This window comes from Bifidobacterium sp. LH_426 (assembly GCF_056356875.1).
Map to the genome: position 1 here is coordinate 141522 of NZ_JBKEVB010000005.1, position 26860 is coordinate 168381.

18 protein-coding genes are annotated in these 26860 nt (G+C 65.5%); 12 read left to right on the top strand and 6 right to left on the bottom strand.

Annotated elements, in window-relative coordinates; all coding sequences use genetic code 11:
• Window positions 1-39: 39 nt before the first annotated feature.
• The 3 genes from AC1AYD_RS06795 (at window position 40) to AC1AYD_RS06805 (ending at window position 8946) form a co-directional block, all read left to right on the top strand.
• Window positions 40-987, top strand: coding sequence for an ROK family glucokinase (locus tag AC1AYD_RS06795; protein WP_476502137.1), 948 nt, complete (start codon window positions 40-42; stop codon window positions 985-987).
• 391 nt (window positions 988-1378) lie between these two features.
• A complete protein-coding gene (locus tag AC1AYD_RS06800; protein ID WP_476502138.1) occupies window positions 1379-6832 on the top strand; it encodes a carbohydrate-binding protein in 5454 nt (1817 codons plus the stop codon).
• Between the two features lie 131 nt (window positions 6833-6963).
• Window positions 6964-8946, top strand: coding sequence for a glycoside hydrolase family 3 protein (locus AC1AYD_RS06805; protein ID WP_476502139.1), 1983 nt, complete (start codon window positions 6964-6966; stop codon window positions 8944-8946).
• A gap of 84 nt (window positions 8947-9030) precedes the next feature.
• On the opposite strand, the gene AC1AYD_RS06810 is transcribed toward AC1AYD_RS06805, so the two are convergent.
• A complete protein-coding gene (locus tag AC1AYD_RS06810) occupies window positions 9031-9204 on the bottom strand; it encodes a hypothetical protein (RefSeq protein ID WP_476532787.1) in 174 nt (57 codons plus the stop codon).
• A gap of 608 nt (window positions 9205-9812) precedes the next feature.
• Here AC1AYD_RS06810 and AC1AYD_RS06815 point away from each other — a divergent pair.
• The 5 genes from AC1AYD_RS06815 to AC1AYD_RS06835 all read left to right on the top strand — a co-directional run bounded on the left by AC1AYD_RS06815 (window position 9813) and on the right by AC1AYD_RS06835 (window position 13323).
• Entirely contained in the window at window positions 9813-10037 is a 225-nt protein-coding gene (locus tag AC1AYD_RS06815; protein WP_476532785.1) for a hypothetical protein, read from the top strand.
• A 31-nt stretch (window positions 10038-10068) separates the two neighbouring features.
• The gene (locus AC1AYD_RS06820) at window positions 10069-10656 is read left to right on the top strand and encodes a cadmium transporter (RefSeq protein ID WP_476544867.1); all 588 of its coding nucleotides are present in this window, start codon (window positions 10069-10071) and stop codon (window positions 10654-10656) included.
• A 44-nt stretch (window positions 10657-10700) separates the two neighbouring features.
• Complete coding sequence (locus AC1AYD_RS06825) at window positions 10701-12161, top strand: L-serine ammonia-lyase (RefSeq protein ID WP_476544868.1); 1461 nt, start codon at window positions 10701-10703, stop codon at window positions 12159-12161.
• Between the two features lie 153 nt (window positions 12162-12314).
• A complete protein-coding gene (locus tag AC1AYD_RS06830; protein ID WP_476502144.1) occupies window positions 12315-12719 on the top strand; it encodes an FKBP-type peptidyl-prolyl cis-trans isomerase in 405 nt (134 codons plus the stop codon).
• 121 nt (window positions 12720-12840) lie between these two features.
• Window positions 12841-13323 (top strand): GreA/GreB family elongation factor, encoded by a 483-nt coding sequence (locus AC1AYD_RS06835; RefSeq protein WP_476502145.1) that lies wholly within the window; start codon window positions 12841-12843, stop codon window positions 13321-13323.
• 109 nt (window positions 13324-13432) lie between these two features.
• Here the strand turns inward: AC1AYD_RS06835 and trhA are convergent, their stop codons facing one another.
• Entirely contained in the window at window positions 13433-14329 is an 897-nt protein-coding gene (gene trhA, locus AC1AYD_RS06840) for a PAQR family membrane homeostasis protein TrhA (RefSeq protein WP_476502146.1), read from the bottom strand.
• Window positions 14330-14473: 144 nt separating this feature from the next.
• Between trhA and AC1AYD_RS06845 the strand changes: the two genes are divergently transcribed.
• The gene (locus tag AC1AYD_RS06845; RefSeq protein WP_476502147.1) at window positions 14474-15964 is read left to right on the top strand and encodes a sensor histidine kinase; all 1491 of its coding nucleotides are present in this window, start codon (window positions 14474-14476) and stop codon (window positions 15962-15964) included.
• Between the two features lie 130 nt (window positions 15965-16094).
• Here the strand turns inward: AC1AYD_RS06845 and AC1AYD_RS06850 are convergent, their stop codons facing one another.
• From AC1AYD_RS06850 to AC1AYD_RS06865, 4 genes are all read right to left on the bottom strand, one after another.
• Window positions 16095-16373 (bottom strand): WhiB family transcriptional regulator, encoded by a 279-nt coding sequence (locus tag AC1AYD_RS06850; RefSeq protein ID WP_034526413.1) that lies wholly within the window; start codon window positions 16371-16373, stop codon window positions 16095-16097.
• Window positions 16374-16502: 129 nt separating this feature from the next.
• On the bottom strand, window positions 16503-18311 hold the full coding sequence (locus AC1AYD_RS06855; protein WP_476502148.1) for an FtsK/SpoIIIE domain-containing protein: 1809 nt from the start codon (window positions 18309-18311) through the stop codon (window positions 16503-16505).
• Between the two features lie 137 nt (window positions 18312-18448).
• The gene (locus AC1AYD_RS06860; protein ID WP_476502149.1) at window positions 18449-20023 is read right to left on the bottom strand and encodes an LCP family protein; all 1575 of its coding nucleotides are present in this window, start codon (window positions 20021-20023) and stop codon (window positions 18449-18451) included.
• A 178-nt stretch (window positions 20024-20201) separates the two neighbouring features.
• Entirely contained in the window at window positions 20202-21650 is a 1449-nt protein-coding gene (locus AC1AYD_RS06865; protein WP_476502150.1) for an LCP family protein, read from the bottom strand.
• Between the two features lie 242 nt (window positions 21651-21892).
• Here AC1AYD_RS06865 and AC1AYD_RS06870 point away from each other — a divergent pair, with 242 nt between their 5' ends.
• From AC1AYD_RS06870 to AC1AYD_RS06880, 3 genes are read left to right on the top strand one after another with little or no spacing between them, the layout of a single operon-like run.
• Window positions 21893-22195: a WhiB family transcriptional regulator gene (locus AC1AYD_RS06870; RefSeq protein ID WP_476502151.1), complete on the top strand. Its 303-nt coding sequence runs from the start codon at window positions 21893-21895 to the stop codon at window positions 22193-22195.
• Window positions 22192-25347: a glycosyltransferase family 2 protein gene (locus AC1AYD_RS06875; protein ID WP_476502152.1), complete on the top strand. Its 3156-nt coding sequence runs from the start codon at window positions 22192-22194 to the stop codon at window positions 25345-25347. Before AC1AYD_RS06870 ends, AC1AYD_RS06875 begins: the two co-directional genes overlap by 4 nt.
• A complete protein-coding gene (locus tag AC1AYD_RS06880; protein ID WP_476502153.1) occupies window positions 25344-26852 on the top strand; it encodes a DUF5719 family protein in 1509 nt (502 codons plus the stop codon). Before AC1AYD_RS06875 ends, AC1AYD_RS06880 begins: the two co-directional genes overlap by 4 nt.
• The last annotated feature ends 8 nt before the right edge of the window (window positions 26853-26860 follow it).

The window sequence follows — 26860 nt, forward strand, 5'->3', positions numbered from 1 at the left end:
AGCTTTCAACAACTATTTCGACAGCAAGGAAAATCAGCCATGGAAACGCTCGGCATTGATATCGGCGGTACAAAGATCGCCGGAGGCATCTGCGACGAGGAAGGCAACATCCGCTGCCTGCAGCGTGTGCCCACACCGGAGGACGCCGCCGACATCAACGCCGTCGTGGCCGACATCTACCAACAGTGCAAAAAAGAGGGCGACATCAAGGCCATCGGCATTTCGGCCGCCGGCAACGTGGCATCCGACCGACGCACCGTCAGCTTCGCGGCGAACCTGCCGGCATGGAACCAGTACCCGCTCGCCGACGCCATCGAAGATCTGATCGGGAACGGGGTCAAGGTGGTTGTCGAGAACGACGCCAACGCCGCCGGATGGGGTGAATACCGCTTCGGCGCCGGCTGTGACTCCCGGGACATGATCATGATCACCGTGGGCACCGGTGTCGGCGGAGCCATCATCGTCGACGGCCATCTGGCCAGGGGCGCGTTCGGCATGGCCGGCGAGATCGGCCACATGGTCATGGTCCCCGATGGCGAGGCCTGCGGATGCGGCCTGTTCGGCTGCGCGGAGCAATACGCCTCCGGTTCGGCGTTGGAACGGTTCGCATGGTCGGCCGCCAGACGCCAACCCAACCAGTCACAGCACCTGCTCGAAACATGCGAATACGACCGCAGTAAACTTATAGGCCCCATGGTGCGTGACGCCGCCCAACAGGGGGACCCCACCGCCACCGAAGCGTTCGAACGCCTAGGCGACTGGCTCGGCCGGCTCATGGCCAATCTGTCCGCCGTACTGGATCCCGACACCTTCGTCATCGGCGGAGGTGTGGCTGAGGTCGGCAGCATGCTGCTCGGCCCCGCCAGCACCGCATTCAACCGATACCTACAGGCCAGCATGTACCGCCAGCACGCCAACATCCTGGAAGCCAAGGCCGGCGGCAAGGCAGGCATTATCGGAGCTGCCGATCTGGCGAGAGTCGACTAGATGACCAATACTCACGGGAACCGTTTTCGGCCGGTACTCTACGATAAGCGTGGAGTACCGGCCGTCTTCATATCCGCAGCCACGACGGTTGTTGTACTCGTGACCTGTATTGTCGGTGCTTGGCATTCCGCGACGCAAACGACCGCGCAACTGCAGTGCCTGCTGTGAAATATTGTCAGTCGCTTGCGCGACATCCGCCCAAATTTCATTCGAATGAATTTTGACATTCTGATTGCTTTGCGATAGGATGGCGGTATTCATGCGAATGTTTTAATTTCATGCGCATGAAATGCGTGTCATGGTGAGGCGGTGAAGCGTATCCACACATTGGAGTGTTTCAACGACGACGTGTTCGATGACTCGCAATGGAAAACAGGAAGTTCGAAGGAGAATGATGAAACAACGAAGGCGAATCGGCCTCGCATTGACGGGACTTACGGTCTCGATGACCATGCTGGTCCCAATGAATGCCGCGTCGGCGGCCGATACTGGCACCGTCATCCGCAACAGCGGAGTCCAGGTCACGATGTCCTCGACGGAACACTCGCAGGAGTCAGGCTGGTTCTGGAACCTGACGGATAAGAACGCATCCAAACCCAACTGGACAGTCAGCAACGCGGTATCGGCCAAGGACGCCATCGACCTGACCAACGTCACCGACACCACCGATGAGAACATCACCGACATCTCAGTGGATGACACGAAAACCTACCAGACCATCACTGGTATCGGTACCTCCGTGGATGGCTCCACTGTGGGCAACTGGTGGAAAATGAGTGAATCCAAACGCGCCGAATTCATCAGGACGCTGCTTGACCCGGTCAACGGCATGGGACTGACCTCGTTCCGCCTGACTATCGGAGCCGCCGACTTCACCGACAAAGACTTCTACACCTACTACGATGCCCCGAATGCCACATTGAACGGCGCGGAACCCAACTGGGACGGCGACGGTGTGACCGGATTCAGCATTCAGAAGGACCGCGACGAACACATCATCGACTTCGTGCATGCGCTCCAATCCGAAGCCAAGAACCTCGGCGTCGACATCAGCTTCTTCGCCTCACCGTGGAGCCCGCCAGGGTGGATGAAGACCCCGACCAGCTCCAGCGCATCCTATGCGGACAATAATCTGCTGCTCAAGGGAGGTGATTTCAACAGCGAACATATCGACGACTACGCCAAGTACCTGGTGCGCTACATCGAGGAATACCAGAAGGAAGGCATCCCAGTCTCCGCACTCACATTGCAGAACGAGCCCTTGCTGGAAATCGATTATCCGAGTTGCCATATGACCGGCACGCAGGAAGCCAAGCTCGCCACCGCCATCAAAAGACAGCTTGCGGCCAGCACCGTGTTGAATGATGCTGAGAAACAGGTTCAGGTCTGGGCGTTCGACCACAACTTCGACGGTGCCGACGCCTACGTAAGCGAAATGAAGCAAAGCCCCGAGGACTGGGCCAACGTGGACGGTATCGCCTTCCATCCTTACGGCGGCAACCCCAGCACGATGGGAGCACTGAGCCAGGCCAACCCGGACAAGTCCATCCACCTGACCGAACGCTCTTGGTGGGGCACCACCGGAGCGAACTGGATGATCGACTGGTTCCGCAACGGCTCTCAGAGCTACAACAGCTGGGTCTCCATGCTCGACAGCGAAGGCAAGACCCACCACTGGGTCGGCACTCCCGATCCCACCACCTTCGTGCAGAACGCGAAGAACCCCGATGACGTGGTCAACACGCCTGAAGTGAACCTCATCAGCCAGTTCAGCCGGTACATTCGTCCGGGCGACGTACGTGTGGACAGCACCGCCGGCTCCCCGGACACGCTCACCAATGTGGCGTTCAAGAACCCCAAGACCGGTGAGGTCTCCATGGTGGTCGTCAATCGAACCGACAAAGAACAGAAATTCAAGGTCGTCAACAATGGTGCACAGTTCGTGTCCAGCGTGCCAGCCAAGAACGTCGCCACCTACCGGTGGCAGCCCATCGACCAGACCAAAGTGAAGGACGTGACCGCCGCCCTGACCTTGGCCGACGCCACCCTCGACGGCGCCGGCACCAAAAATGACACCGCCATCACCGGGCTCGACAAAACCAGCACCGTGGAATACTTGGTGAACGTTCGCAGAGCCGGCACGTACAAGGTGACGTACGCCCTCTCCGCCGCGAGCGGTTCGACACGCAACACGCCAGTCACGCTGTCCTCCGGAGGCAACGAACTCGGCACGGCACACTACTCGTCCGACAACGCCGTCACCTCCACCGCCCAGACCACGGTGACACTCGGCAAAGGCATCCAGATCCTACGTGTGGCCTTCCCCGAAGGCGGCGTGAACTATGCCGGCATCGCCTTCACCAAGACACAGGACACCGTAGGCATTCCCGGACGACTCGACGCGACGAACTACACCGATCGTGACGGAGTACGCATCGCCGACGGCAAGGCTGTCGCGATAGCCGACGGCGATCATCTCGATTACGCAGTGAACGTGCAGAAGACCGGCACCTATGACGTCATGGTCAGCGGCACCGGCGCGAACGTTTCAGGGAACGATGCAGAAGCCGTCCCCGATGCGGGCGATGCCGGCGCGGACTTCAAGACCGAGACAGGCGGCGATTCCACCCGGCAAGAACCCGGTGACGGAACGCCTGATGAGGATTCATCGAAGAACGGCACGAACCAGAAAGACGGCAACGCCGCCAATCCCACCGAGCCGAACACGGGCGATGAGTCTGAAGAACCGTCGCGCGACAACGGCTCCACCGTTCACGAATCCGCATACGTCGCCACACCCACGGACGTGGTCGCTGGGCATGTACGTACCGCAGCCGATACCACCACGGCCGACGTGAGCCTGTACTCCGTGGACGGCAATGGCACGGAGACCAAGCTCGGCGACTACGTCTACGGAACAAAGGCCACTGTCCAGCTCGCCAAGGGCACCGCCACCCTGCGCATCAAGCTCGACCGCGCCGCGCAATCGTTCTCGGCGATGGTCATCGGCAACGCCATCACGGCCGAACGGGAGCAGCTGACCGAAGGATCGCTCACCGGCAAAAGCGTTACCCTTGCACTGGCCGACGGCCAATTCGTCCAGACGTTTGATCCCGCGAAATGGACGTTCGACGACGCGCCCCACGGCATCGCATACACCGTCGATCGCGTAAACGACACCACGGCGCGCGTCACCTTCACTACGGAATCGGACGTCGACTTCGATAGCGACATGACCGCCACGCTGAACGTGGATGCCAGCCAGTACTCCGGTACGGCAGGCACCGCAATCAGTGCGCCGGTCACGTTCACCGCAGTGAACGATCCCGAATCGCTCTCCGCAGGCGAGATCGGTTACCAGGCCAAATCCGTGGACGTGACCATCACGGGAGGCACCTTCAACGACCACGTCGCCGACGACGGTGTGGTCTCGCTCACCGGCGATATCGCCGCATACGCGACGCTGACAAAAGCCGAACGCAAAGACGCCCACACCATCACCCTGACCCTCGACTGGACCGGGAAAACGCTGTACGGCGGCACCTCCGGCAGCTTGACGGTCGCGGCGAACGGATACGACGACAGCGACGGCCAAGGCGCTTTGTCCGCCGACCTGACCTTCAACGGCACCAACGACATGCCCGCCGGCATCACGGTTGGCGATCAGGAGGTGACGCTTGGCGGCGAGAACGCCAGACCATATCGCGGCGTCGAATCGCTGAGCGACAACCAGAAAAAGGGCGACTATCAGGACTACTACCTGAACGTGACCGAGGAAGGCGACTACACCATCACCTTCGGCGTATGGGACAACGGCGCCGTACCGAACGCCATCAAACTCTCCGGCGGCACCGGTTTCGCCACCGACAACCTCGCCAGCATCTCGCTGCCGAACATGTACAACGGCACCGGCGAATACAAAACGGGCCTGCACCTCAAGGCGGGCGGACAGACGCTGCGCTTCGAGCTCAACGCCGAGGGCGCGAGCCTATGGAACATCCGCATCGCCAAAGCGAACGCAGTGAAGACGAACGCCGATTCCCCGGCTACACTGGCACCCTCAAATGTCATCAACGGTTCCACTGACAAGGCATGGGCCATCCAAGGCTCCAACCCGAGCAACATCGGATGGGGCGAGGCCGACTCCTATCAGGATTACCTGGTGGACGTCGCCAAGACCGGCACGTACGTCGTCACCCTCGACGCGGCCACCGGATCCGACGGCGCCGTTGCACACATACAAACAGTCGATGGCTCCACGGCGACCGATCTAACGCAGCTCAACGTGCCGAACACCGGCTGGGACAATTACAAGACGCAGACCGCCACCGTGCAGCTGACCCAGGGCGAACACCGCATCCGCGTGCTCACCAAGGGGACCAGTCTCAACTACCGCAGCCTGAAGCTCACCCTGTCCAAGGCGATAACGCCCATCGCCGTCGGTGGTGACACCGTCTCCCTGAACGAAGACAAGGCCTCCGACTCCAACGGCAGCCTCAGCAACAACCAGAAGAACGGCAACTATGCGGAATACACGCTGAACGTCGCCGAGGAAGGCGACTATACGCTGACCTACGGCTTTTGGGTGAACGCCAAAGCCGTGCCGAACGCGATCAGGATCTCCGGCTCCGGATTGGAATCGGTATCGGTGAGCTTGCCGAACACCTGGGATGTGGCGAACACCGGAGAAAGACGTACGCGGATCCGCCTCGCCGCAGGCGAGCAGACGCTGCGCGTGGCACTGACCGCCGATGACGCCAGCATCTGGGATCTGCGACTCACCAAAGTCCATGCCACGGACGTCGGCACTGCAACCGGAACCTCCGGCCAGGTGAGACTCGCCACCGATGCGATCATTGGCGGCTCCGACGACAAGGCCTGGGGTCTGCAAGGAACCGGCAACACGCGTAACGTCGGATGGGGCGAGGAAAATTCCTACCAAGAGTTCTCCATCAACGCCAAGCAGGGTGGAACCTACCAGTTCAGCCTCAACGCCGCCACCAACGACCAGAACGCATCGGCCGTGATTGAAGAGGTCGCAGCGGACGGCAAAAGCACCGAGCTGGCCGCGCTGGACGTACCCCAATACGGTTGGGACAGCTACGCCACCACCGCATTGAAGAAGGTCCCGCTCACCGAAGGCGAACATCTGCTCCGCATCGTGGCCAGGGGAGGCGCGGTCAACTACCGGTACGCCAATCTCACGCTCCAAAGCGCAGACCAACCCATGCCGCCGACAGTGGACAAGACCCAGCTCAACAAGCTGATCGAACAGGCCCAGAACCGTAAGCCCGCCGACGGCAAGCAGTTCACCGCCGAATCGAAGGCCGCGCTGGATGAAGCACTATCCAACGCGCTCAAAGTCTCCGCCGACGGCACGGCCGCCCAGCAGACCGTGGACGACGCGGCACGGGTATTGCAGTCCGCGCTCGACGGACTGAAGGAGGAGGACAAGCCCACCAAGCCGACCGTCGACAAGTCCGCGCTCGAAGCACTGGTCGAAAAGGCCGAATCGCTGAAGCCAGATGACGGCAAGCGTTTCACCGCCGCGTCAAAGACGAACCTCGATAAGGCCATCGCCGCCGCGAAGTCCATCCTTGACTCGGATAACGCCACAAAGGAACAGGTCGAGGCGGCAAAATCCGCCCTCCAACAGGCCATCGACGGGCTGAAACAGGAAGTCATTCCGTCCAGCGGCAACGGTGCGTCCTCGGATCGCAAGACGAACACAGCGCTGAGCAAGACTGGCGCGGCCATCGGTGTCGCCTTGGCCGTCGCCCTCGCACTCGTTTGTGGTGGCGTGGCGCTTCTGCTCGCCAAGCGCGCCCGCAGCCGCCGTCGCTGATAGGGAAACGGGCGCCCGGAGACCTGTAAGAATACAGGTCTCCGGGCGTTCCCTTCAGCCGCGGCCATGAGCCGCATCCAACCTCAATATGAATATCCAAACGTTCTATGAATAAGGAACAAGGAACGACCATGCACAACCGTATTCGACGCCGCAATGCAGTGGCGACCACATTGCTTTCGATGGCGATCTCAGCATCACTGGTGTTTGCCGCAGTGCCGATGGCCTCGGCAAACGACGACGGAAACCCGCATCGGAAACCCGCATCTTCACATACGGAACCAGCCGCCACCATGGTGACCGCCCGGAACGATCGCGTCGCACGATTACTGGCCTCGATGTCCTTGGAAGATAAAGTCGGTCAGATGATGCAGCCGGACACCCGGCACATCACGCCGCAGCAGGCCGCTGAATACCATATCGGCTCCATACTGAGCGGCGGCGGTGCCGCCCCGGAATCAGGCAACAGCGCATCCGATTGGGCGAACCGCGCCGATTCCTACCAGCACGCCGTCATCAACGAGACCGGCATCCCGCTGCTGTACGGCGTGGACGCGGTACACGGCCACAACAACGTCGCCGACGCCACACTGTTCCCGCACAACGTCAACCTCGGCCAAACCGGAAACGCCGAACTCGTGAAGCAGATCGGAGCGATCACGGCAAGCGAGGTACGAGCCACCGGCTCCAACTGGGTATTCACGCCCACGCTGGGACTGCCCAAAAACGAACGATGGGGCCGCACCTATGAGGCATACGGTGAGAACGCAGATCTCTCGGCCAAACTCGGCGCCGCCTATATCGAAGGCTCGCAGGCGGGCGAAAGCGGCAGCGGGCTGGCCGGCTCGGACTCCGCCATCGCCACCGCGAAGCATTTCATCGGCGAGGGCATCACCAAAGACGGCGTCAACCAAGGTGATGTGCCTCTCGACTACAACAGCGAAGCATTCCGGAAGATTCTCGACAGCGAACTGCTGGTACCCTACCGGGCGGCCGTCCAGGACGCGAACGTCAGATCGGTGATGGTCTCCTATAACTCCATCGGCGGTGTAAAATGCCACGGCAACGCCGACCTGCTCACCAACGTGTTGAAACGAGGACTCGGATTCACCGGCATCGTCATAACCGACTACAACGGCATCGACCAGATTGAGGGCAACCTGAACTACGCCCAGAAAGTGGCGAAGGCCGTGAACGCCGGCGTAGACATGCTCATGGTGGACGAACACGAGGGAACCCAACCCAAGTGGATCGCGGCACGCCAGGCCGTCATCGACGGCGTGAACTCCGGGGATATCGCCATGGCGCGCGTCGATGATGCGGTGACCCGTATCCTCAACGTGAAGGATGAGATGGGTCTGCTGGAGAACCCACAGCTGGCCTACTCAAATAAGGAACTGCTAGCGCAATTCGGCGGCGAGGCACATCGCGCCGTGGCCCGCGAGGCCGTCGCGCAATCATTGACGCTACTCAAGAACAGGTCGACCGATGATGGCTCCACGTTGATGAACGACTTGCCGTCCATGAAGCGCATCGTCGTGGCGGGGTCGTCCGCCAACGACATCGGCATGCAGTCCGGTGGATGGACGATCACCTGGCAGGGGTCGGCTGGCGACATCACCAGCGGCACCACCATCTATGAGGGCCTCAAGACGGCCGGCAAAGAGAACGGCCAAACCGTCGATCTCAAGGAAGACGGTTCATTCACCGGAAACTATGATGCGGCCATCGTCGTCGCCGGGGAGAGCCCATACGCGGAATACGCCGGCGACCGCACTGCGGATCAACTGACACTACAGCAGAAGGATATCAATACGATCTCCAGCATCCGCAAAACGCATCCGAACCTGCCCATCATCCTGATACTGACCACGGGCCGAGCACTGACCATCACCGACCAGCTCAAGCAGGTGGATGCGGTGATCATGGCCGGGTTCCCCGGTTCCGAAGGAGAGGGCGTGGCCGATGTGCTGCTGTCCGCAGATCGGGACTTCAGCGGGCACCTGACGACTACCTGGCCGAAAGACGCCAACAACATCGCCAAGAAATATATCGATCCCAACACGGTACTGTTCCCGTACGGAACCGGGCTGGTCAAAAGCCAAGTGAACTAGTCCGCGAAGGAAACTGGTTGGAAGTGCCCGTGCCAAGTGGGCGGGCACTTCCGTGACATCTGGAATAGGAAGCGGGATTGTTTCTTATGCTCCGTCCTTGACCAATATGGGGAAGGCATGAGAGGATTCTGCCAGAGCCAAGGCTCTCTCCAGTTCAATCTTGGATTCTTCCAGCTTCGAAGTCTGCATGGCGATTTCCAGAATGGCCTGTTGCAACACGTAAGCATCATGCTGATCGGGAAGGAAATCGAAAGCCAACAGATCAGCAATCCGCTCTCAGGTTCCGTTTCGATGACCCGGCCAAAGGCGTTCCATCGGATTTACGGTATCCGGGGGTGAATTCGTTGCGGATAAAATCACCGAATGTAATCTGAAGCGCGGCTTCGGCTTTAGCCCGTTCGGTCGGATGAACCCATTGCTTGATGCCCTTCTCATGCTTGATGACGAGCTCATGCTCCTCATCAAGTCATCGATATGCCTCCGCTTTGAATTCCGGTTTGAACTGACGTTGTACTTTCTTACTAGGGTCGATCGGGTTCTTATACCGGACCTGCCACGCATACAGTTGTCCGTCAGAATCCAGTCTTGCTATGACCGATCCCCATTTGCTCCGGGTCCGTCCCGCGCGGGTGGAGTTCCTCCTCCTTGTAGCTCTGACTGGCCGATTGGACCTAAGCCTATTGCCCACCTCGGGGGTGCTTTTGCCCGTGTCGGCTTGTGCACCTAAAAATGCGCCTACATGCTTTTCCATTACAAGTTCCTTCGGTATTCCCGTGTTGCGCTACTTCACGTACGCCTCTGCAAGACCAGGAATGATTTAGAGAAAAGAAAAAGCGGGGACCTCCCCGCCAGCACCACAGGAAAAGGTGACTACCTTACTGACGACTGGGTTTACGAATAATGATGGTCAGGAAACCGAATGGCAGGATGTTGCCGGTCAGTGTGAGTACATCTGTCTGGCTGCGAGTATGGAGCTTGGCGGTGTCTGTTGTCTGAAGCTCGATATGCTCGAATCCCTGCGGGGGCACTTCCATCGTCCGCCATCGTTCGTCATCATCCGGAAACAAACCGCCGAAACATACGGCGGCTAGGCTCGTTCCCCGTCCCGACCACAATGCACCCGTGAAGGAGAGGAACGTCATGCCGTCCAGCTGGAGCCACGTCGACAAGGACACCACGACCGGACTGCCGATCATGCTCGCGCAGAACATCATCGTCGGTGCCGCGCTCACCGTCGGCGCGATCGCCTGCTCGGGCTTCTACCTCACGATGATCGGCAACGTCGCCTCGCTCGTGCCGTGGGCGCTCGTCGTCACGTTCGTCGCCGTCGCCTACACGTACGTCGTCGGCTTCGCGATCCTGTGGTGCGTCGAATCGTTCACCCTGCGCATGCGCGACAAGTTCAAGCCCATCGCCTACGGCGTCATCGGCGCGATCGGCTACGGCATCTGGGGCCTGTTCGTGATGACCTCGGTGATGAACTCGCTCGACCAGCCGCTCAACGGCGTCGTGCTCTCCAACGGGGACGTGGCCGCCGTCGCCGTCAACTACGCGGTGTTCGGCTTCGTCGCCACCATGCTCGGCCAGACGCACGGTCCGAAGCTCGCCGCCAGGCGCAAGGCCGCGATCGGCCTGCTCGTCGCGCAGATCGCGCTCGCCGCCCTTGGCCTCGTGTGCGCGGTGATGATGTTCTCCGCACTCGGCAGGTAGCCGGGCGGGCCAGACAGCCAGACAAGGCAGATAGGAGGAACCCCATGTTCAGCGTCCTCGACATGTTCTCCATCGGCGTGGGCCCCAGCTCGTCGCACACCGTGGGGCCGATGTCCGCCGCGCACGCGTTCGTCGCCTCGATGCGCGACGACGGGCTCATCGAACGCACGGACCGGATCAAGGTCACCCTGTACGGCTCGCTCGCGCTCACCGGACTCGGCCACGGCACCGACCGCGCCGTCATGGCCGGACTCGAAGGCAACGTGCCCGCCACCGTCGACACGCAGCACATGCTGCGCATCCGCGAGACCTGCGCGCTCGACGACACGCTCAACCTCGCCGGGGAGAAGCGCATCGGATTCCACTACGACAAGGACATGGTCTTCGAGCAGTGGAAGCGCATGGCGGCGCATCCCAACGGCATGCGCTTCCAGGCGTTCGACGCGGCCGGCAGCCTCGTCGACGAGCAGGTCTGGTATTCGATCGGCGGGGGATTCATCCGCCAAGGGCACCCGGACGACCTGATGATCGGCATCCACGAGCGGCCGCCGGAGGGCACCGCGTTCGCCGACGAGGACGAGTCCGTGTCCACCGACTTCGGCCCGGACGCGCCCTACCCGTTCTCCTCCTGCGCCGAACTCGTCGACCTGTGCCGTGAACGCCATCTGAGCATCGCCGAACTCGTGTGGGCCAACGAGACCGCCACACGCTCCGGCGTGCAGGTGCGCACCGCCATCGACAACGTGTGGCGCGTCATGCGCGAATGCGTGAACCACGGCTGCTCGTCCACCGAGCCCGTGCTGCCCGGTGGCCTCGACGTGCCCCGCCGCGCGCCGAAGATGTACGCGCGTCTCGCCTCCAACGCCGACGTGCTGCGCCGTGACCGGCAGCGCCATGACGCCGTGCTCGAAAGCTCCGACGCCGCGTGGGTGGACCTGTTCGCGCTCGCCGTCTCCGAGGAGAACGCCGGGGGAGGGCGCATCGTGACCGCCCCCACCAACGGCTCGGCCGGCATCATCCCCGCCGTGCTCCACTATTACTGGCATTTCGTCGACGACGCGAACGAGCAGGGCGTCGTGACGTTCCTGCTCACCGCCGGCGCGATCGGCTACCTGTTCAAGCGCAACGCGTCGATCTCCGGCGCGGAGGTCGGTTGCCAGGGCGAGGTGGGTTCCGCCTGCTCGATGGCCGCCGCCGGACTCGCCGCCGTGATGGGCGGCACCCCCGAACAGGTGGAGAACGCGGCCGAGATCGGCATCGAGCATAATCTGGGACTGACCTGCGACCCGGTCGGCGGCCTCGTGCAGATTCCCTGCATCGAACGCAACGCGATGGCGGCGAACACGGCCATCAACGCGGTGCGCATGGCCATGCTCGGCGACGGTTCGCACATCGTGAGCCTCGACCAGGCGATCCGCACGATGAAGGAGACCGGCGAGGACATGATGGCCAAGTACAAGGAGACTTCGAAGGGCGGCCTCGCCGTCAACGTGGTCGAATGCTGAGACGGTCGAACGTCGACCGCCGAAGTGGGCGAATGCCGATTGCCGCGCGCCGGTGGTGCTAGTATGGTCGGCATTGTGTCCGATTGAGGATGATGTTCCGTATGCGGGCGTGCGTCGTGTGGGACGCGCGCCCCGTGAGATAGGAGGCAGCCCATGGCTGATATGCCCACCGTGCAGGCCGAGTTCGGCACCACGCCCGTCATCGAGTTCCCGACCGCCGAGGCGCCGGCCGGTCTCAAGGTCGTCGAGGTCGTGGAGGGCGACGGTCCGATTGTCCGCCGCGGCGACACCGTCACCGTGAACTACCACGGCGTCGTGTGGGGCAAGAGCGAGCCGTTCGACTCCAGCTTCAACCGCCACCAGCCGGCCAGCTTCGGCATCGGCGTCGGCCAGGTCATCAAGGGTTGGGACCAGACCGTGCCGGGCCACAACGTCGGCTCCCGTCTCATCGTCTCCATCCCGCCGGAGTACGGCTACGGTTCGCGCGGCGTCCCGCAGGCCGGCATCGGCGGCGGCGACACGCTCGTGTTCGTGATCGACATCATCTCCACGCGCTGAGTACGGCGGCAGCGGATTCTTCAGGAAGCGCCGGGGATGACCGGCGCTTTCGCATATCCACGACAGACATTCACAGCATCCCCGTGCGCGTGACGCGCGCCGGGGAGGATAAGGAAGCGACATGGCAGAAGACGACAAGGACATCCTGCTTACGCAGGAGGCGTACGACAAGATGAAGGAGGAGCTCGCCTGGCGTGAGGGCGAGTACCGCGACGAGATCCTCGCCAAGGTGTCCGCCGCGCGCGCGGAGGGCGATCTGAGCGAGAACGGCGGCTACCAGGCTGCCCGCGAGGCGCAGCGCGTCAACCAGGGCCGCATCGACGAGCTCACCGTCAAGCTGCGTCACGCGAAGATCCTCACCGCCCCGCCGGCCGGCAAGGTGGGCGACGGCTCCCTCGTCACGCTCGACATCATGGGCCGTGAGAAGGTGTTCGTGCTCGGCACGCGCGACCTGTCGATCGCCACCGACCACGACATCATCAGCCCCGAATCCCCGATCGGCGCCGCCATCAACGGCGCCTCCGCCGGCGACACAGTGAGCTACAAGGCGCCGAACGGCCGCGAGATCTCCGTGACCATCAAGGAGTCCAAGCCGCTCGTGTGAGCGTGACGATACATATGCGCGTATGTGCATACGCGCGCATACGGAAAGGCCCTCCGGCCCCCAATCCAATCGGGAGCCGGAGGGCCTTTCCCGTATCCGTTCCGAGGCCTCAGACCCACAGTGCGACGATCACCATGTAGATGGCGACCATGTGGCAGGCGTACCCGGCGACGGTGCCGCAGTGGAAGATCTCGTGGAAGCCGAACACGCGCGGCCACGGATCCGGCTTGCGCAGCGCGTAGACGATTGCGCCGAGGATGTAGCAGGCACCGCCCGCGCACAGCAGGATCACGACCGCGGGACCCGCGTACGGCGACCGCCAGAACAGCGCCATGAACGCGAGTCCGTAGATGCCGAAGACGATGTAGACGATCGTGTACAGCCATCGCGGCGCGGAGATCCAGATCACGTGGATGATCATCGCCACGGCCGTGCACGTCCACATCGAGATGATGATGAAGTTGCGCCAGAACGGCTGGAGCGCGAACGAGACCGGCGTGTAGGTGCCGGCGATGAGCAGGAAGATGTTCACATGGTCGATGCGGCGCAGCACGTCGGTGACGTGCGGGCTCCAATCGCCCAGATGGTAGCAGGCGGAGTTCGTGAACAGCACGAGCGAGGCCGTCATGAACACGGCGCACGCCCATTTGAGGCCCGCCCCCTGCGCGAGGCAGATGAGCACGATGCCTGCGGCCAGCGACAGCGGCGAGGCGACCGCGTGGATCCAGCCGCGCATGGCCGGCTTCGGGCGTCCATGCACGTCGAGGCGGATCTTGCGTTCGACCTCGGCCGGCGCGATGCCTTCCAGCCTCAACGCTTTGGCCTCGCCCTTGGCGATGACGTGCTTGGCCTTCGCCTCCGCTTTGAGCCGGATCTCCTGCGCCTTGAGCTCGGCCTTGCTGCGTGCCGCGTCGGCGCGCGCCTTCAACGCCTGCTCGCGGGCGTCGACGACCGCCTGCCGTTTCTCCCTGAGTTGTTCGTCCGTCAGCTTCCCCGTGTATGCCATGCCGCCTCCGGCCCCTTCATGTATTGACGTATCCGGTACTTACGTTACCGTAACCTACGATAGCGTAGGTTACGGCGAAGTCAAGCCTTGCCGGGGCGGAAGGCCGGCGTCGCGAAGGACGCGGCGTTGCGTATGATGGGGGCCATGGCAGATTTCTCCCAGATACTCGCAACGCGGCCGGACCTCGACGACAGGGACAGGGAATGGCTGCACCAGCTCGTCGCCGACTGGCAGGTGATCGCCGACCTGAGCTTCGCCGACCTCCTGCTCATCATGCAGAACGGCGACGGCCGCTACGTCGTGGCCGAACAATGCCGTCCCTCCACCGTGATGACGCTGCGCACCGACGACGTCGTCGGCGACATCATGCCCGAGGCGATGACCGGCGAGCTCGATGCCGCCATGCAGTCGGCCGTCGTGTTCCGGTCCACCGTGCTGAGGACCGTCGGCAAGTCCACCGTGTGCAACGTGTACGCGCCCGTGCGCCACAACGGCAAGACGCTCGGCCTCGTCGTGCGCGAGACCAACATGGCGACGCGCGAATCCAACGGCCGCTACGAGTCCGAAAGCATCAACGCCGGCAAGCAGCTGTACGAGATGATCCCGCGCGGCCAGTTCCCGTACTCCGATTCGGTGATGAGCCAGCGCCATATGGCCCGTGTCGCCGACGGCTTCATCGTGCTCACGATGGACGGCATCGTCCGCTACGCCTCGCCGAACGCGATCAGCTGCTTCCGTCGCCTCGGCCTGCTCACCACCATGCAGGGCCATTACCTGAGCGAGCTCGGCGCCGACCTGCTGCGCGAACAGAACGAGCAGGTCGACGAGCAGCTGCCGCTCGTGCTCAGCGGCAAGGCCGCCGTCGACTCCGAAATCACCACGGACCGTTCCGCCGTGTCGGTGCGCTCGCTGCCCCTGTACGACATGAACGGCCGCACCGGCGGCATCGTCCTGTGCCGCGACGTCACCGAGCTGCGCCGCCGCGAACAGGAGCTGCAGACCAAGGACGCGGCGATCTCCGAGATCCACCACCGCGTGAAGAACAACCTGCAGGCCGTCTCCGCCCTGCTGCGCCTCCAGGCGCGCAAGACCAAGTCAGAGGAAGTCAAGAAGGAGCTCAAGGAGGCGCAGCGCCGCGTGCAGACCATCGCCATGGTGCACGAGGGCCTGAGCCAGACCGTCGACGAGGTCGTCGACTTCGACAAGGTGATCGCCAGCCTGCTCAAGATGGCCGTCGACGTCGCCACGATGCGCGACCAGCACATCGACATCGACTTCGTCGGCAAGTTCGGCATGATGCCCGCCCAGGACGCGACCCCGCTGTCGCTCGTGCTCACCGAGCTGATCACGAATTCCGTCGAGCATGGTTTCGAGGGACGCAAGGAAGGCCACATCACCATCTCGGTGGGACGTTCCGGCTCGAACCTGAGCGTCATCGTCGAGGACGACGGCACCGGCATCGACACGGAGGCCCAGGGCGGCATGGCGCGTTCCTCGGGCTCGGGCCTGGGCACGCAGATCATCAACACGTTCGTGACGAACGACTTCGGCGGCACCGTGCGCTGGGAGCCGCGTCGCGACGGCGGCACCCGCGTGGTGCTCGACATGAAGCTGCGCGCCGCCCAGACCGAGTGACGTTCGGGCGACGGGCGACGGTCCGGACATATGACGAGGCCCGGCTCCACAGGGGGCCGGGCCTCATCATTATGCAAGCGGAAAGCCGCGGCTCCGCCATGACGCGGGAACCACGGGGGAGATGCGGACCTCAGATCTGCATCTGCATGGCCTGCGAGCGGCGCAGACGCATCGCCTTGCGCTTGAGCTGGCGACGCTCGTCCTCGCTCAGGCCGCCCCAGACACCATAATCCTGGTTCGTGTCGAGCGCGCACTTGAGGCATGCGTCGATCACCTTGCAGGTGCGGCACACGGCCTTGGCCTCCTCGATCTGCTGGTATGCGGCACCCGTGTTGCCCACCGGGAAGAACAACTCCGGATCCTTGTCGCGGCACGCGGCCTTGGCGCGCCAATCGTAAGCACTGCTCATCGTCGTTACACTCCTGTCCGAGCCCTCTACATCCTGTCTTCATATACATAAGCACGTTCGCACGTCATTTTCAAGACTTTTCGCCAAAGAGATGAAGGAACGGCGGCGCCCGGCGGCGCGGCGCGCCCGTCAGCCGCCGGCCAGCACGCATTGCACCGGCGCGGCGCGCGCGTGGTCGATGAGGACCGCGCGCCCGGGCAGCACCATGTCGTCATGGTCGAACGACGTCCACAGGTCGCCGGGAATGCCGTTCATCTGGTCGGTGGCGCGGTCGCCGGTGGGGAACACCACGCGGATCGCGCAATGCTCCGGGATGCGGATGTGCCGGCTGGTATCGGCCGCGAACACCACGGTGACATGGTGGTCCGTCAGCGCCCCGCGCAGCTCGGCGCACAGCGGGTCATCGCCGAACGGGTCGAACAGGGGGCCGGCGTCATCGACAATCCAGACGAGCCGGGGGCGGGCGGACCGGGGAAGGGCGGGGCCTGTCCCGCGGGCGTCCCCACGCAGCATCCGGCTGCGATGGCCGTCCCCGTCGCGCACGGTGAGGCGCACGGCCGGCGCGTCGGCTCCGGTGTCCGCGAGGAGACGAAGCCGGACCACGTCGAGCAGATTCGTCTTGCCGCGGCCATGTTGCCCGATCACGCCGATGTTGCCGCGGTCCAACGGCAGACGGGCGACGTGGAGCGACACGCCGTCGTCGCGCAGGGCGAACGGCACGCCGCCGCCGGGGGACGCGGCGAGCGCATCCACGCGCCGCGGCAACGGCGCGGTGAAGAGCGCGGGCGGCGGGATCGAACCGTGCAGACGCGCGGCGGCGTCCACCGCGTCCACGATCCGCGGGATGTCCCGCGCGGCGGCGCAACGCCACGGGACGACCGCCTCGCCGTCGCTGCAGTACGCCACGCCGGGCAGCGACGGCGGGATGCGTGCGGCCTTCGTCGAGCCGATGATCTCCGTCGACTGCACGCCGTCGCGCACGCGCAGGCACAGTCCCAGCGACATGTTCGCCTTCATGTCGGCGGACACCTGTCCGGCCGGATGCTGCGTGCAGGCGATCACGTGCATGCCGAGCGCCCTGCCGAGCGAGGCGATGCGCACCAGCCGGTCCACCATGTCCGGCAGCTGGTCCTTCAATGCGTGGAACTCGTCCGCCACGATGACGATGCGGGGCGGCGCGTCGGTCCCCATGGATTCGACGTCCTGCGCGTGCGCGTCCGAGACGAGGCGTTCGCGGCGTCTGAGCTCCGCCTCGATGGCGTGCAGGGCGCGCGTGGCGTGCTTCAGGTCCAGGTCGCAGACGCTGCCGATGCAGTGAGGGAGCCGTTCCAGCTCCTTGAACGCCGTCCCTCCCTTGAAATCCAGGAACACGAACCGCAGGTCATCCGGCGTGTTGCGGCAGGCGAGCGCCAGACACCAGCTCTGCAGCAGCACCGACTTGCCCGAGCCCGTGGTGCCCGCCACCAGCGCGTGCGGCCCCTGCCGTTCCAGATCCAACCGGAACACGCCGTCGGCGCATACGCCGACCGGCACGTCCAGCGTGCACGGTTCCAGCCATCGCCGTGCGATCGTCCGCCAGGGCAACGCGTCGTCGGACGGAAGCAGCGCGAGCAGGCCTTCCAGCGGCACCGGTTCGAGCTGGTCCAGCTCCGTGCCGTCGTCGATTGCCTCGCGCCGTGCGCGGTCGTCGGCGCCGATGCCCGACGGGTCGCGGTCCCGGTTCCGGTTCCGCGCGTACTGGACGAGCAGCACGGCGACGCATCCGATGATCGACGGCGCCAGCATCAGCGCGAACATCCAGCGGCGCATGGCCAGCAGCACGGCGAGCATGACGATCTGGGCGGCGAGCGGCGCCGCCGTCGCCACCATGGTCAGGCGCTCCTCGCGGCGCGCGGGATCGTCGGCCGCCCTGCCGCGCGATGGGGTTCTCCGTGTCATGCCCCCAGTGTCCGGGGGCGGGCGCGTCGCGTGCAACCTCCACGGGCAATGTGGATGGAGCCCCCGGAAATCTTCACAAATCCGGGGACGAGGGGCGGGGAGAGAGGTGGCAAGAGCGATTCGTCGTGCGGGAACCGTCAGCCGTTCTCCGCCTCCGCGAGGGTGCCGACCGTTCCGGCCTTGTGTGTGCCTCCCGCGAGTTCGGAGAACAGTTCGAGGTTCTTCGAGTCGTCCAGCAGGACCGATGAGCCGACGCCGTCGACCTGATAGTCGGGGTCGGTCCAATAGACGCTGCCGGTCACGCCGTCGGAGCCCGTGGCCGCCTTGAACGTCAGCGCCATGTCGATCAGCGTGGCGGGGGAGGTCTTCGAATCGAAGGTCACCGCGGCGAGGCCCGCGTCCGCGACCTTCATCGCCTTGGCGGGATTGCCCAGCACCTCCTTGGAGGAGATCTTCGAGACGATCGCCGAGATCACCTGACGTTGGCGTTGGGCGCGTCCGAAGTCGCCGTTCGCGTCCGAGTAGCGCATGCGGGAGAACGCGAGCGCCGTCGTGCCGTCCGCCACATGGCATCCGGCTTGCCAGTTCAGTCCGGAGTACGGGTCCTGGACCGTCTCGTCGTAGCACAGGTTCACGCCGCCGGCCGCGTCGACCACGGTCGTGAGGCCTCCGAACTTGATCTTGGCGATGTGGTCGATCTTCTGACCGGTGATCTGCTCGACGGTGCTCACGAGCGCCTGGTTGCCGCTGAGCTGCGCGACGGCGTTGATCTTCATGTAGGTGCCGTCCACCTGGGTGAGCGAGTCGCGCGGGATGGAGATGAGCGAGCTGGGGCCGTTCTTCGGTTTGGTGAGCACCAGGATCGTGTCCGTGCGGAAGCCCGGCGTGTCGTCGGCGCTGCCGCCGGCGGTGCCGTCGCGTTCGTCGGAGCCGAGAATCAGCCATGTCGTCGCCGACGTGTTCGCGGCCGAGGTGAGCCACCCGTTCTCCTTGGTGAGGCGGGAGTCCACCCAATGCCATGCGCCGAATACGGAGAGGATGAGCGCGATGACGAGCGCGGCGAGCGCGCCGAGGATGATGTGCGGGGCGCGATGGCGTCGGCGGCGCATGGCCCGCATGGTCCGTGCGTTCCCCGCGTGCTGCAGACCGTCGCGGCCTCCCGCGTCCCGTCTCATGGACGAGGGGCAATCCGTTCGTGCGGCGCGTGCCGCGCCCTCGCCCGGACGGCGTGTACCGGCGACGCTGCTGGAACCCGTCGACCGGCGTGCGGCGCGCGCCGGCGCGGGGGAGAAGCTGCGCGGGGACTGCTCATAATCGTGGCCGGAGGCGGCGGCCGATGACGTCGATCGCGGCGCGGCCGCCGACCGCGGGACCCGTGACGGCGCGGCCGACGACCCGAGCGAGGACACGGACGCCGATGCGCTGGAACGCGGGGTGAACGAGGCGGGCGTCGGATGCTGGGACTGCCGGGGCTGCGCATGACGCGCCTCGGCGCGCGACGGGACCGGCGTGAAGCTCGGCGGCGTGCCGCCGGACGAGGCCGGTGCGAACGACGCGGCCGGCGTGAACGAGGCGGCGGCCGTCGGCGTGAACGACGCGGGCTTGGCGGCGAATCCCTGGACGCCTTCGGCCGCCGGGCGGCGGCGGGAGGCGGCGGGGATGAAGCTCGGAGGAACCCCTTGGGAACGTGAGCCCTCGTCTTCCTGCGTCATGCCGCCTCCCCGTGCCTGATCGGATGATTGTTGTCTGAACCTATGACACTGTTGCACATCGTGGCGCGGATGGGGGCCGGGCGTCTGGTATTTTCTCATTTCCGGCACATGCGAAAGGCCCCGCGACGCGCATCGCGCCGCGGGGCCTTTCGCCGGAACACGCCGGTCCCGCCGTGGGCTACTGCTTGACGGGGCAGGCCACGTTGTTGAGGTAGGCCTCGGAGATGCCGATCACCTGGCCGCTGGCCGCGTCCTTGATGATGCCGGTCTCCGTGTCGATGACGCCGCCGGTGGCGGTGTCGATGTACTGGCCCGAGGCGTCCTGCTCGACGCCGTCGGCGACCTTCGTGTTGGCGGACTGGGTCTGCTCGGTGCCCTGCTGCTCGGTGCCCTGCTGGTCCGTGGAGCCCTGAGCGGCCGCGCCCTGGTCGGCGGACGATCCGTTGGACTGACCGGACTGGCCGGAGTCGGCGGAACCGGTGGAGCCGGAGTCCGTGGAGGTCTCCGTGGTCTGGGAGACGAACGGCTCGCCGTTGCGCATCTTGGCCCACAGCGCGTCCGCGTCGTCGCCCCACACCACGCGGTTGGCGTCGGTCGGGGCCTCGACGACGGGCACGGTACGCGTGTAGAAGTTGGAGACCTTGAGGTCCTTGAGGCTCATGGCGAGACCGGCGAGCGTCGTCGTGTTCGCCAGTCCCTTGGAGATGTTGAGGGACTTCAGCGCGGCCTTCGCGAGCTGGTAGAGCTGCCCGGACTGGGTGAGCATGTTCTTCTGCAGCGCCTGGTTGAGCAGCTGCTTGACGAGGTACTGCTGGCGGGTGGTGCGCTGCACGTCGGAGCCGTCGCCGGCGCCGTGGCGCATGCGGGCGTACTGGGTCGCGGCCAGTCCGTCGAGATGCTGCCAGCCCTTGTTCAGGTACGTGCCCGTGTAGTCGTCGGAGATGTCCGAGGGGATGCACAGGTCCACGCCGTCGACCGCGTCGATCATGCTCTTGAGGCCGTTGAAGTCGACGACGATGAAGTTCTGGATGTTGAGGCCGGTCAGCGAGTTCACCGCGTTCATCGTGCAGCTGGCCGCCGAGGCGAGGTCGCCGCCCTGGCTGTAGCCGGAGGCGAAGATCGAGTTGAACATCACGTTGTACTGGGCGCCCACCGTGCCGTTCGAGGTCTCGCAGCTCGGCACGTCGACGAGCGAGTCGCGCGGGATGGACACGAGATTGATGTACTTGCGGTCCGCCGAGATCTGCATGACCATCGTCGTGTCCGCGTTGTGCGTGCCGTCCAGGTCGCCGCCGGAGCCGCCGATGGCGCTGTTGCCGCCGTCGCGCGTGTCCTGACCCAGGATGAGGATCTCCAGCGACTTGCCGGCGTTCGGGTCGACGACGGAGTTCGACGCGGAGTTGCCGTTCTGCGGGATCACGCCGACCGCCTGGTCGGCGATCGTGCCGTTGATGTCCAGCAGCGTCGCGCCGGCCGCGGTGCCCGCGAACACGAGCACCGCCACGACCACGCAGATCACGGTGTCGCGCAGCTTGTGCTGGATGCGGAACGCCACGCTATGACGGGGGGAGCGGTCTCCCCATCCGTTCACGTTGGGGATATCGTTGCCGGATCTCTTCGAGCCCACGGACGCAAACCTTCCTGTCGGAGACAAAAATCCTCTCGATTGTACGGCATGCGGACGAAAAGCATCCTGAAGACGGGGAGGGACGGACGCCGTTCCGTTGGAAAACCAAGGGAACGGGCTTATACCACATCGGACGTCCGAACTGTGGCATTGACACGGCTCCACTTGACAAAAGCCAAACCGCATGTGTGTAATCTAGACACGAAGGAACAGGCTCGAATCAGGCAAGGGAGGTCATGCACATGTGGGGCATTGCCGAAGATTCCGCCGACGAGCCGCTGGAGGAGCTGTTATGGGGGCTGTTCTCCCCGGACGGCGATGTGTCATGGCAGCGCAAGGCGCTGTGCTCGCAGACCGATCCGGAGGCGTTCTTCCCGGAGAAGGGTGGGTCGACGCGCGATGCGAAACGCGTGTGCGCGCAGTGCGAAGTGCGCCGGCAGTGCCTCGAATGGGCCATCGAGCATGATGAGCGGTTCGGCATCTGGGGCGGCATGAGCGAGAGGGAACGCCGACGGTACAAGAAAACACGCAAGGAGCAGGCGTGACTGCAGACATCGAACAATTTCCCACCACGGGCGGCGTGCGCCGGATCCTGTCCGACGCATTGGCCGCCCGTCCGCGTTCACGGGCGCGCGGCGTCGAGACCGGCGTCGCCGCCGTCGTGACCGTCGAGGACGATCTGAGATTCCTTCCGGACACGCTCGGATCGCTGCTCGGACAGACCGTGCTGCCCGGCGCGATCGTCGTGGCCGACTGCACCGGCGACACCGCGCAGCCGCTGCGCACCTCGTTCGACGTGACCGTGACGCCCACCGACCCGCTGCTGGGCCGTGAACCGCGCACCCTGTCGGTCGACGTGTGGCTGGTGCGCGCCCAAGGGGCCTCGTCCTTCGGCGCCGCGGTCGCCAAGGCCATGGACTACGCCGGCCTGGACGGCACGGCACGCGCCCTGTGGCTGCTGCACGACGACTCCCGTCCCGCCGACGCCCACTGTCTGGAACGCCTCGTCGAGGCGTGGCGCAATACGCCGGGCGCCTCCCTGCTCGGCGCGAAGCAGCTCGACTGGGAGGGCACGCGGCTGCATGGCGTGGGCGCCTACGCGACCGGCCACGTCGTCAACACGCTGGTCGTCGACGACGAACCCGACCAGGAGCAGTACGACGCCCGCGCCGACGTCTTCGCCGTGTCGCTGGCCGGCGCGCTCGTACCCATGGAGACCTATCGCGCGTTCGGCGGGACCGACCCGTGGTTCACCACCTACGCCGAGGGAACCGACCTATGCCGCAGGATCTGCCGCGGTGGCGGACGCGTGGTCGTCGTCCCCCGCGCGCGCATCGCCCATCGCCGCGCCCGCTTCGAAGGCGTGCGCTCGCACGGCGGCGAAGGATTGGACCCGGAGGACGCGGTCAATCCGTCCATGCGCGTGATGACCGCATGGCGCCGCTACCGGTGCACGGACATCGCCATGCCCCGCTGGCCCCTCGTCTGGCTCGTCTCGCTCGTCGCCGCCATCGGGCTCGCACTGGCCCGTCTCGTCGCCAAGCAGCCCTATGAGGCATGGTGCGAGCTGTGCATGCCCTGGCGTGCGCTCGCATCCCTGCCCGGGGCGTTGCGGGCGCGCCGGGCGGTCGCACGTCAGACGAAGGTGGACCGGCGGCGACTGGCGCTGCTCACCGCCACGCGCGGCCAGCTCACGCAGTGGAGGGAACGTTCGCACGCCCTCGCCGACCAGCGCGGCACCGTGCTGCTGGGGCCGCTGGTGCGCGCGCATCTGCGCATGCGCGCCGTGCGCCGCTGGGGGCTCGCCGCCGCGATGGCCGCGGCCGCGTTCGTCGCGGTGCTCGCGCTCGACTGGTCATTGTTCCGCACGGCGCTGTCCGGCGGATCGCTCGTCTCGGCGCAATGGCTGCCCACCGGCGCCTCCCTCGCCCAGCTCGCATCGGCCGCCACCACGCAGTGGACGTGGGGCGTCGGCGTGGGCGTCGCCGCCCCACCGGCCCCGTGGCTGTGGGTGCTGCTGCTCGTCTCCCTCCTCACCGGCGGGCATGTGGCCGCCGCGACGGTCCTCATGTTCTTCCTCGCCGCGCCGTGCGCCGCATTGTCGTTCTGGGCGCTCGCCGGCGTATTCACCCGTTCCGACGCGGTGCGCGTCATCTCGGGATTGCTGTGGGTCTCCCTCGGCCTCGCCATGGGACTGTTCTCGACCGCCGACCTGCCGATGCTCACCGTGATGGTGCTCATGCCCGCGGCGTTCGCGTTCACGTTCCGCGCGGTGGGGCTCTACCATACCGAGGATCCGGTCCGTCCGCGCCCCTCGGTGCAGGCGTCCGCCGCCGCCTCGCTGTGCTACATGCCGGTCGTGGCCGCCGAGCCCCAGCTGCTGCTGCCCCTCGTCGTCACGTTCCTCGTCTTCCTCGTCTTCGTGCCCCGGCATCGCGCCATGCTGCTGCTCATGCCGCTGCCCGCCGCGCTGCTCGCGGCGCCGACGCTCGTCGCGTCCGTGCGTTACGCCTCCCGCGGCGAATGGCGTCAGCTGTTCGGCGACATGACCGTCCCCGTCGCGTCGGCCAACGGCCGTCCGGCGGCGCTCAACCTGACCGAGGTGGTCATCCGCGCGTTCGGATTCGACGAGACCGGCGGCTTCACGCAGTTCCTCACCTCCGGATTCGGCATCGCCACCCTGTGCATGCTGCTCGCCGTGACCGTGCTGGCCGTCGTCTCGTTGGTCCTGCCGTTCGCCCTGCGCGCCTCGCGCATGATGTGGGTGACGATCGTCGCGGGCGGCGCGCTGAGCCTCGGCTCGGCACGGGTCGCCATCGCGTTGGACGCCGACGGCGCCGTGGCCGGATCGGTGCTTCCCGGACTTCTGCTCGCCATGCTCGGCGCGCTGTCGTGCGTATGCCTGATGGCCGGCGGCGCCGTCCGCCGCTTCGTCGCCCTGCGCGCTCCGGGCGGCCGGTCGGATTCCGGCGCCGCCTCCGGACGCGCATGGCACCGGGCCGTGATCGCGGGACGTGTGCTGCTGTGTGTCGCATTGTCCGTGGGCGTGGTCGCCTGGACCGGATTCTCCACGGCCCGTCACGTCGAGGGGTCCGTCGCCGTCTCGGGCTCCGGATTGCCGATGGTGGCGACGGACATGCTCGAAGGCCAGCCCGGCCAACGCATCCTCGCCCTCGAGGCCGACTCCCGTTCCAACGTCTCCTACGCGGTCATGGACACCTCGGTGGGCGATCTCGTCGATTCCTCGCCCGCATGGCGTGCCCGCCAGGCCGCCGGCCAGACGGACGACGCCGATGGGCGCATCGGCGAGCTGTCCGCGAGGCTCCTGTCGAACAGCGACGACGCGGCCATCTCCGCGCTCGTGGGTCTCGGGTTCGGCGGCGTGTTCGTCGTCTCCGGACAATCCGGATCCGACCAGCTCGCCACGAACATCACCGCGTCCGACGGCACCCAGTCCGTCGTGACCTCCGACTCGGGCACCTACTACCGTCTGACCGCGGCCGAGGGCACCGGCGTCGGCGTCGACGCCACGCGTGAACGCGCCATGGCGCACAGTCCGTGGCGCTATGTTTGGCTGGTCCTGCTGGGCGTGACATGCCTGCTGTACGTGCTCGTCGCCGCGCCACGGCGACGGCGCGGGCAGCCGGTCGACGAGGACGCGCGCGCCGAACGCGAAGAGGAGGGTGAAACCGCATGAACAGGCAGGGAACACCGATGCGCGTGCTGCGCGTCATCGTGGCGGTCGTCACCAGCGTGCTGCTCATCGCGGCGTTCGCCGTGCTGGCTGTCGTCAGAATGCCCGACGTGATGGTGGATTCCGCCTCGGGCACGCTCGGATCGTCGCACCGCATCGTCCAGGAGCGTCTGCAGGCGTATTGCCCGGCCCGCATGGAACTGCCCGACTCCACCGATTGGGGGGACAGCGAGTACCGTGCATCCGCCGGCGACATGACGACCTCCACCGCGCTCGCCGCGTTCGGCTCCGTGTACGCCTCCACGTCCACGCCGCTCGACCTGACCGGCGACGCGAAGACCGTCTCGCTCAAGGCCCCGGACAAGCCGGTCAGCCGTGACGCGATGGTGTCGAGGGACGACGGCGGCTACTCCCGCCTGCTCGACACGAACCTGCTCAAGGCCGGCGACGGTTCCGGCCACGCCGGCGTCACCGTGTCGCACGCCGCGGACGGCGACCTGCGCGGCATCTCCGCCGCCACCTGCGTCACCCCAGCGATGAGCCAGTCGTTCCTGCTCACCTCCACGGCCACCGGCACGCGGCAGCAGCTCGTGCTCGCCAATCCCTCGTCCAAGGCGACCACCGTGTCCATCACGGTGGTGGGCAGCAAGGCCTCGGGACGGCTCGGCCTGTCCACGGCGGGCAGCGCCACCGTCGCCGCCGAGGGGGAGACCGTCGTCGACCTGTCGGCGGCCGCTTCCGGACAGGACGGCGTCTACGTCACCGTGGACAGCGGCGCCACGCCGGTGGGCGCCGTCGTGCGCACCACGGCGAGCAGCGGATTGACGCCGAAGGGCTCCGATTTCGCGATGCCCGCCGCGGACGCCACGGCCACGAGCGTGATTCCCGGCGTGGCCGAGGGCGACCGCGTGAGCCTCTACCTGTACGGCAAGAGCGCCGGCGAGGTCTCCCTTTCCTGGGCCACCGAGAACGGTGCGAAGGACATCCGCAAGGAGCAGGTGAAGGCGGACCGCGTCGCCGTCATCGATCTGGGCAAGGCGCCCAAGGGCGCGCGCGGAATCGTCGTCTCCGGCGGCGGGAAGGCCTTCGTCGCCTCGGCCAAGGCCACGAGATCCGGCTCCGACGGACAGGAGGACTTCGCGTTGCTCCAGGCCTCGGCTCCCGCAGTCTCCTCCGGCATGGCGATTGCGGACGGCGTCGATACGACGCTCACGTTCGTCAACGCCGGCGACGATGACGCCACCGTCAAGCTCACATTCATGGACGACACCGGCAAGGCCGGCGACGAACGCGAGGTGACCGTCAAGGCGCATGACGCGACCACCGTGAAAGGGGAGGGCGTCGCCGCCATCGTCTCGGACGAGGCCAAGGCCGTCTCGTGGGGCGCGCGCATCGGCGGCGGACTCGACTCCGACAAGACCGCCGGGCTGTCGGTGGTCGCGCCCACCACGCTCGCGGTGCGCGAGGAGCTCGTCAGGGCGACGCCCGACGCGTCGATCGTGCGCTGAACCGTGCG

Excerpts from the sequence above, each read along its gene's own strand:
- AC1AYD_RS06795 (WP_476502137.1), top strand. The coding sequence starts at position 40 with ATGGAAACGCTCGGCATTGATATCGGCGGTACAAAGATCGCCGGAGGC.
- AC1AYD_RS06800 (WP_476502138.1), top strand. The coding sequence starts at position 1,379 with ATGATGAAACAACGAAGGCGAATCGGCCTCGCATTGACGGGACTTACG.
- AC1AYD_RS06805 (WP_476502139.1), top strand. The coding sequence starts at position 6,964 with ATGCACAACCGTATTCGACGCCGCAATGCAGTGGCGACCACATTGCTT.
- AC1AYD_RS06825 (WP_476544868.1), top strand. The coding sequence starts at position 10,701 with ATGTTCAGCGTCCTCGACATGTTCTCCATCGGCGTGGGCCCCAGCTCG.
- AC1AYD_RS06830 (WP_476502144.1), top strand. The coding sequence starts at position 12,315 with ATGGCTGATATGCCCACCGTGCAGGCCGAGTTCGGCACCACGCCCGTC.
- AC1AYD_RS06835 (WP_476502145.1), top strand. The coding sequence starts at position 12,841 with ATGGCAGAAGACGACAAGGACATCCTGCTTACGCAGGAGGCGTACGAC.
- trhA (WP_476502146.1), bottom strand. The coding sequence starts at position 14,329 with ATGGCATACACGGGGAAGCTGACGGACGAACAACTCAGGGAGAAACGG.
- AC1AYD_RS06845 (WP_476502147.1), top strand. The coding sequence starts at position 14,474 with ATGGCAGATTTCTCCCAGATACTCGCAACGCGGCCGGACCTCGACGAC.
- AC1AYD_RS06850 (WP_034526413.1), bottom strand. The coding sequence starts at position 16,373 with ATGAGCAGTGCTTACGATTGGCGCGCCAAGGCCGCGTGCCGCGACAAG.
- AC1AYD_RS06855 (WP_476502148.1), bottom strand. The coding sequence starts at position 18,311 with ATGACACGGAGAACCCCATCGCGCGGCAGGGCGGCCGACGATCCCGCG.
- AC1AYD_RS06860 (WP_476502149.1), bottom strand. The coding sequence starts at position 20,023 with ATGACGCAGGAAGACGAGGGCTCACGTTCCCAAGGGGTTCCTCCGAGC.
- AC1AYD_RS06870 (WP_476502151.1), top strand. The coding sequence starts at position 21,893 with ATGTGGGGCATTGCCGAAGATTCCGCCGACGAGCCGCTGGAGGAGCTG.
- AC1AYD_RS06880 (WP_476502153.1), top strand. The coding sequence starts at position 25,344 with ATGAACAGGCAGGGAACACCGATGCGCGTGCTGCGCGTCATCGTGGCG.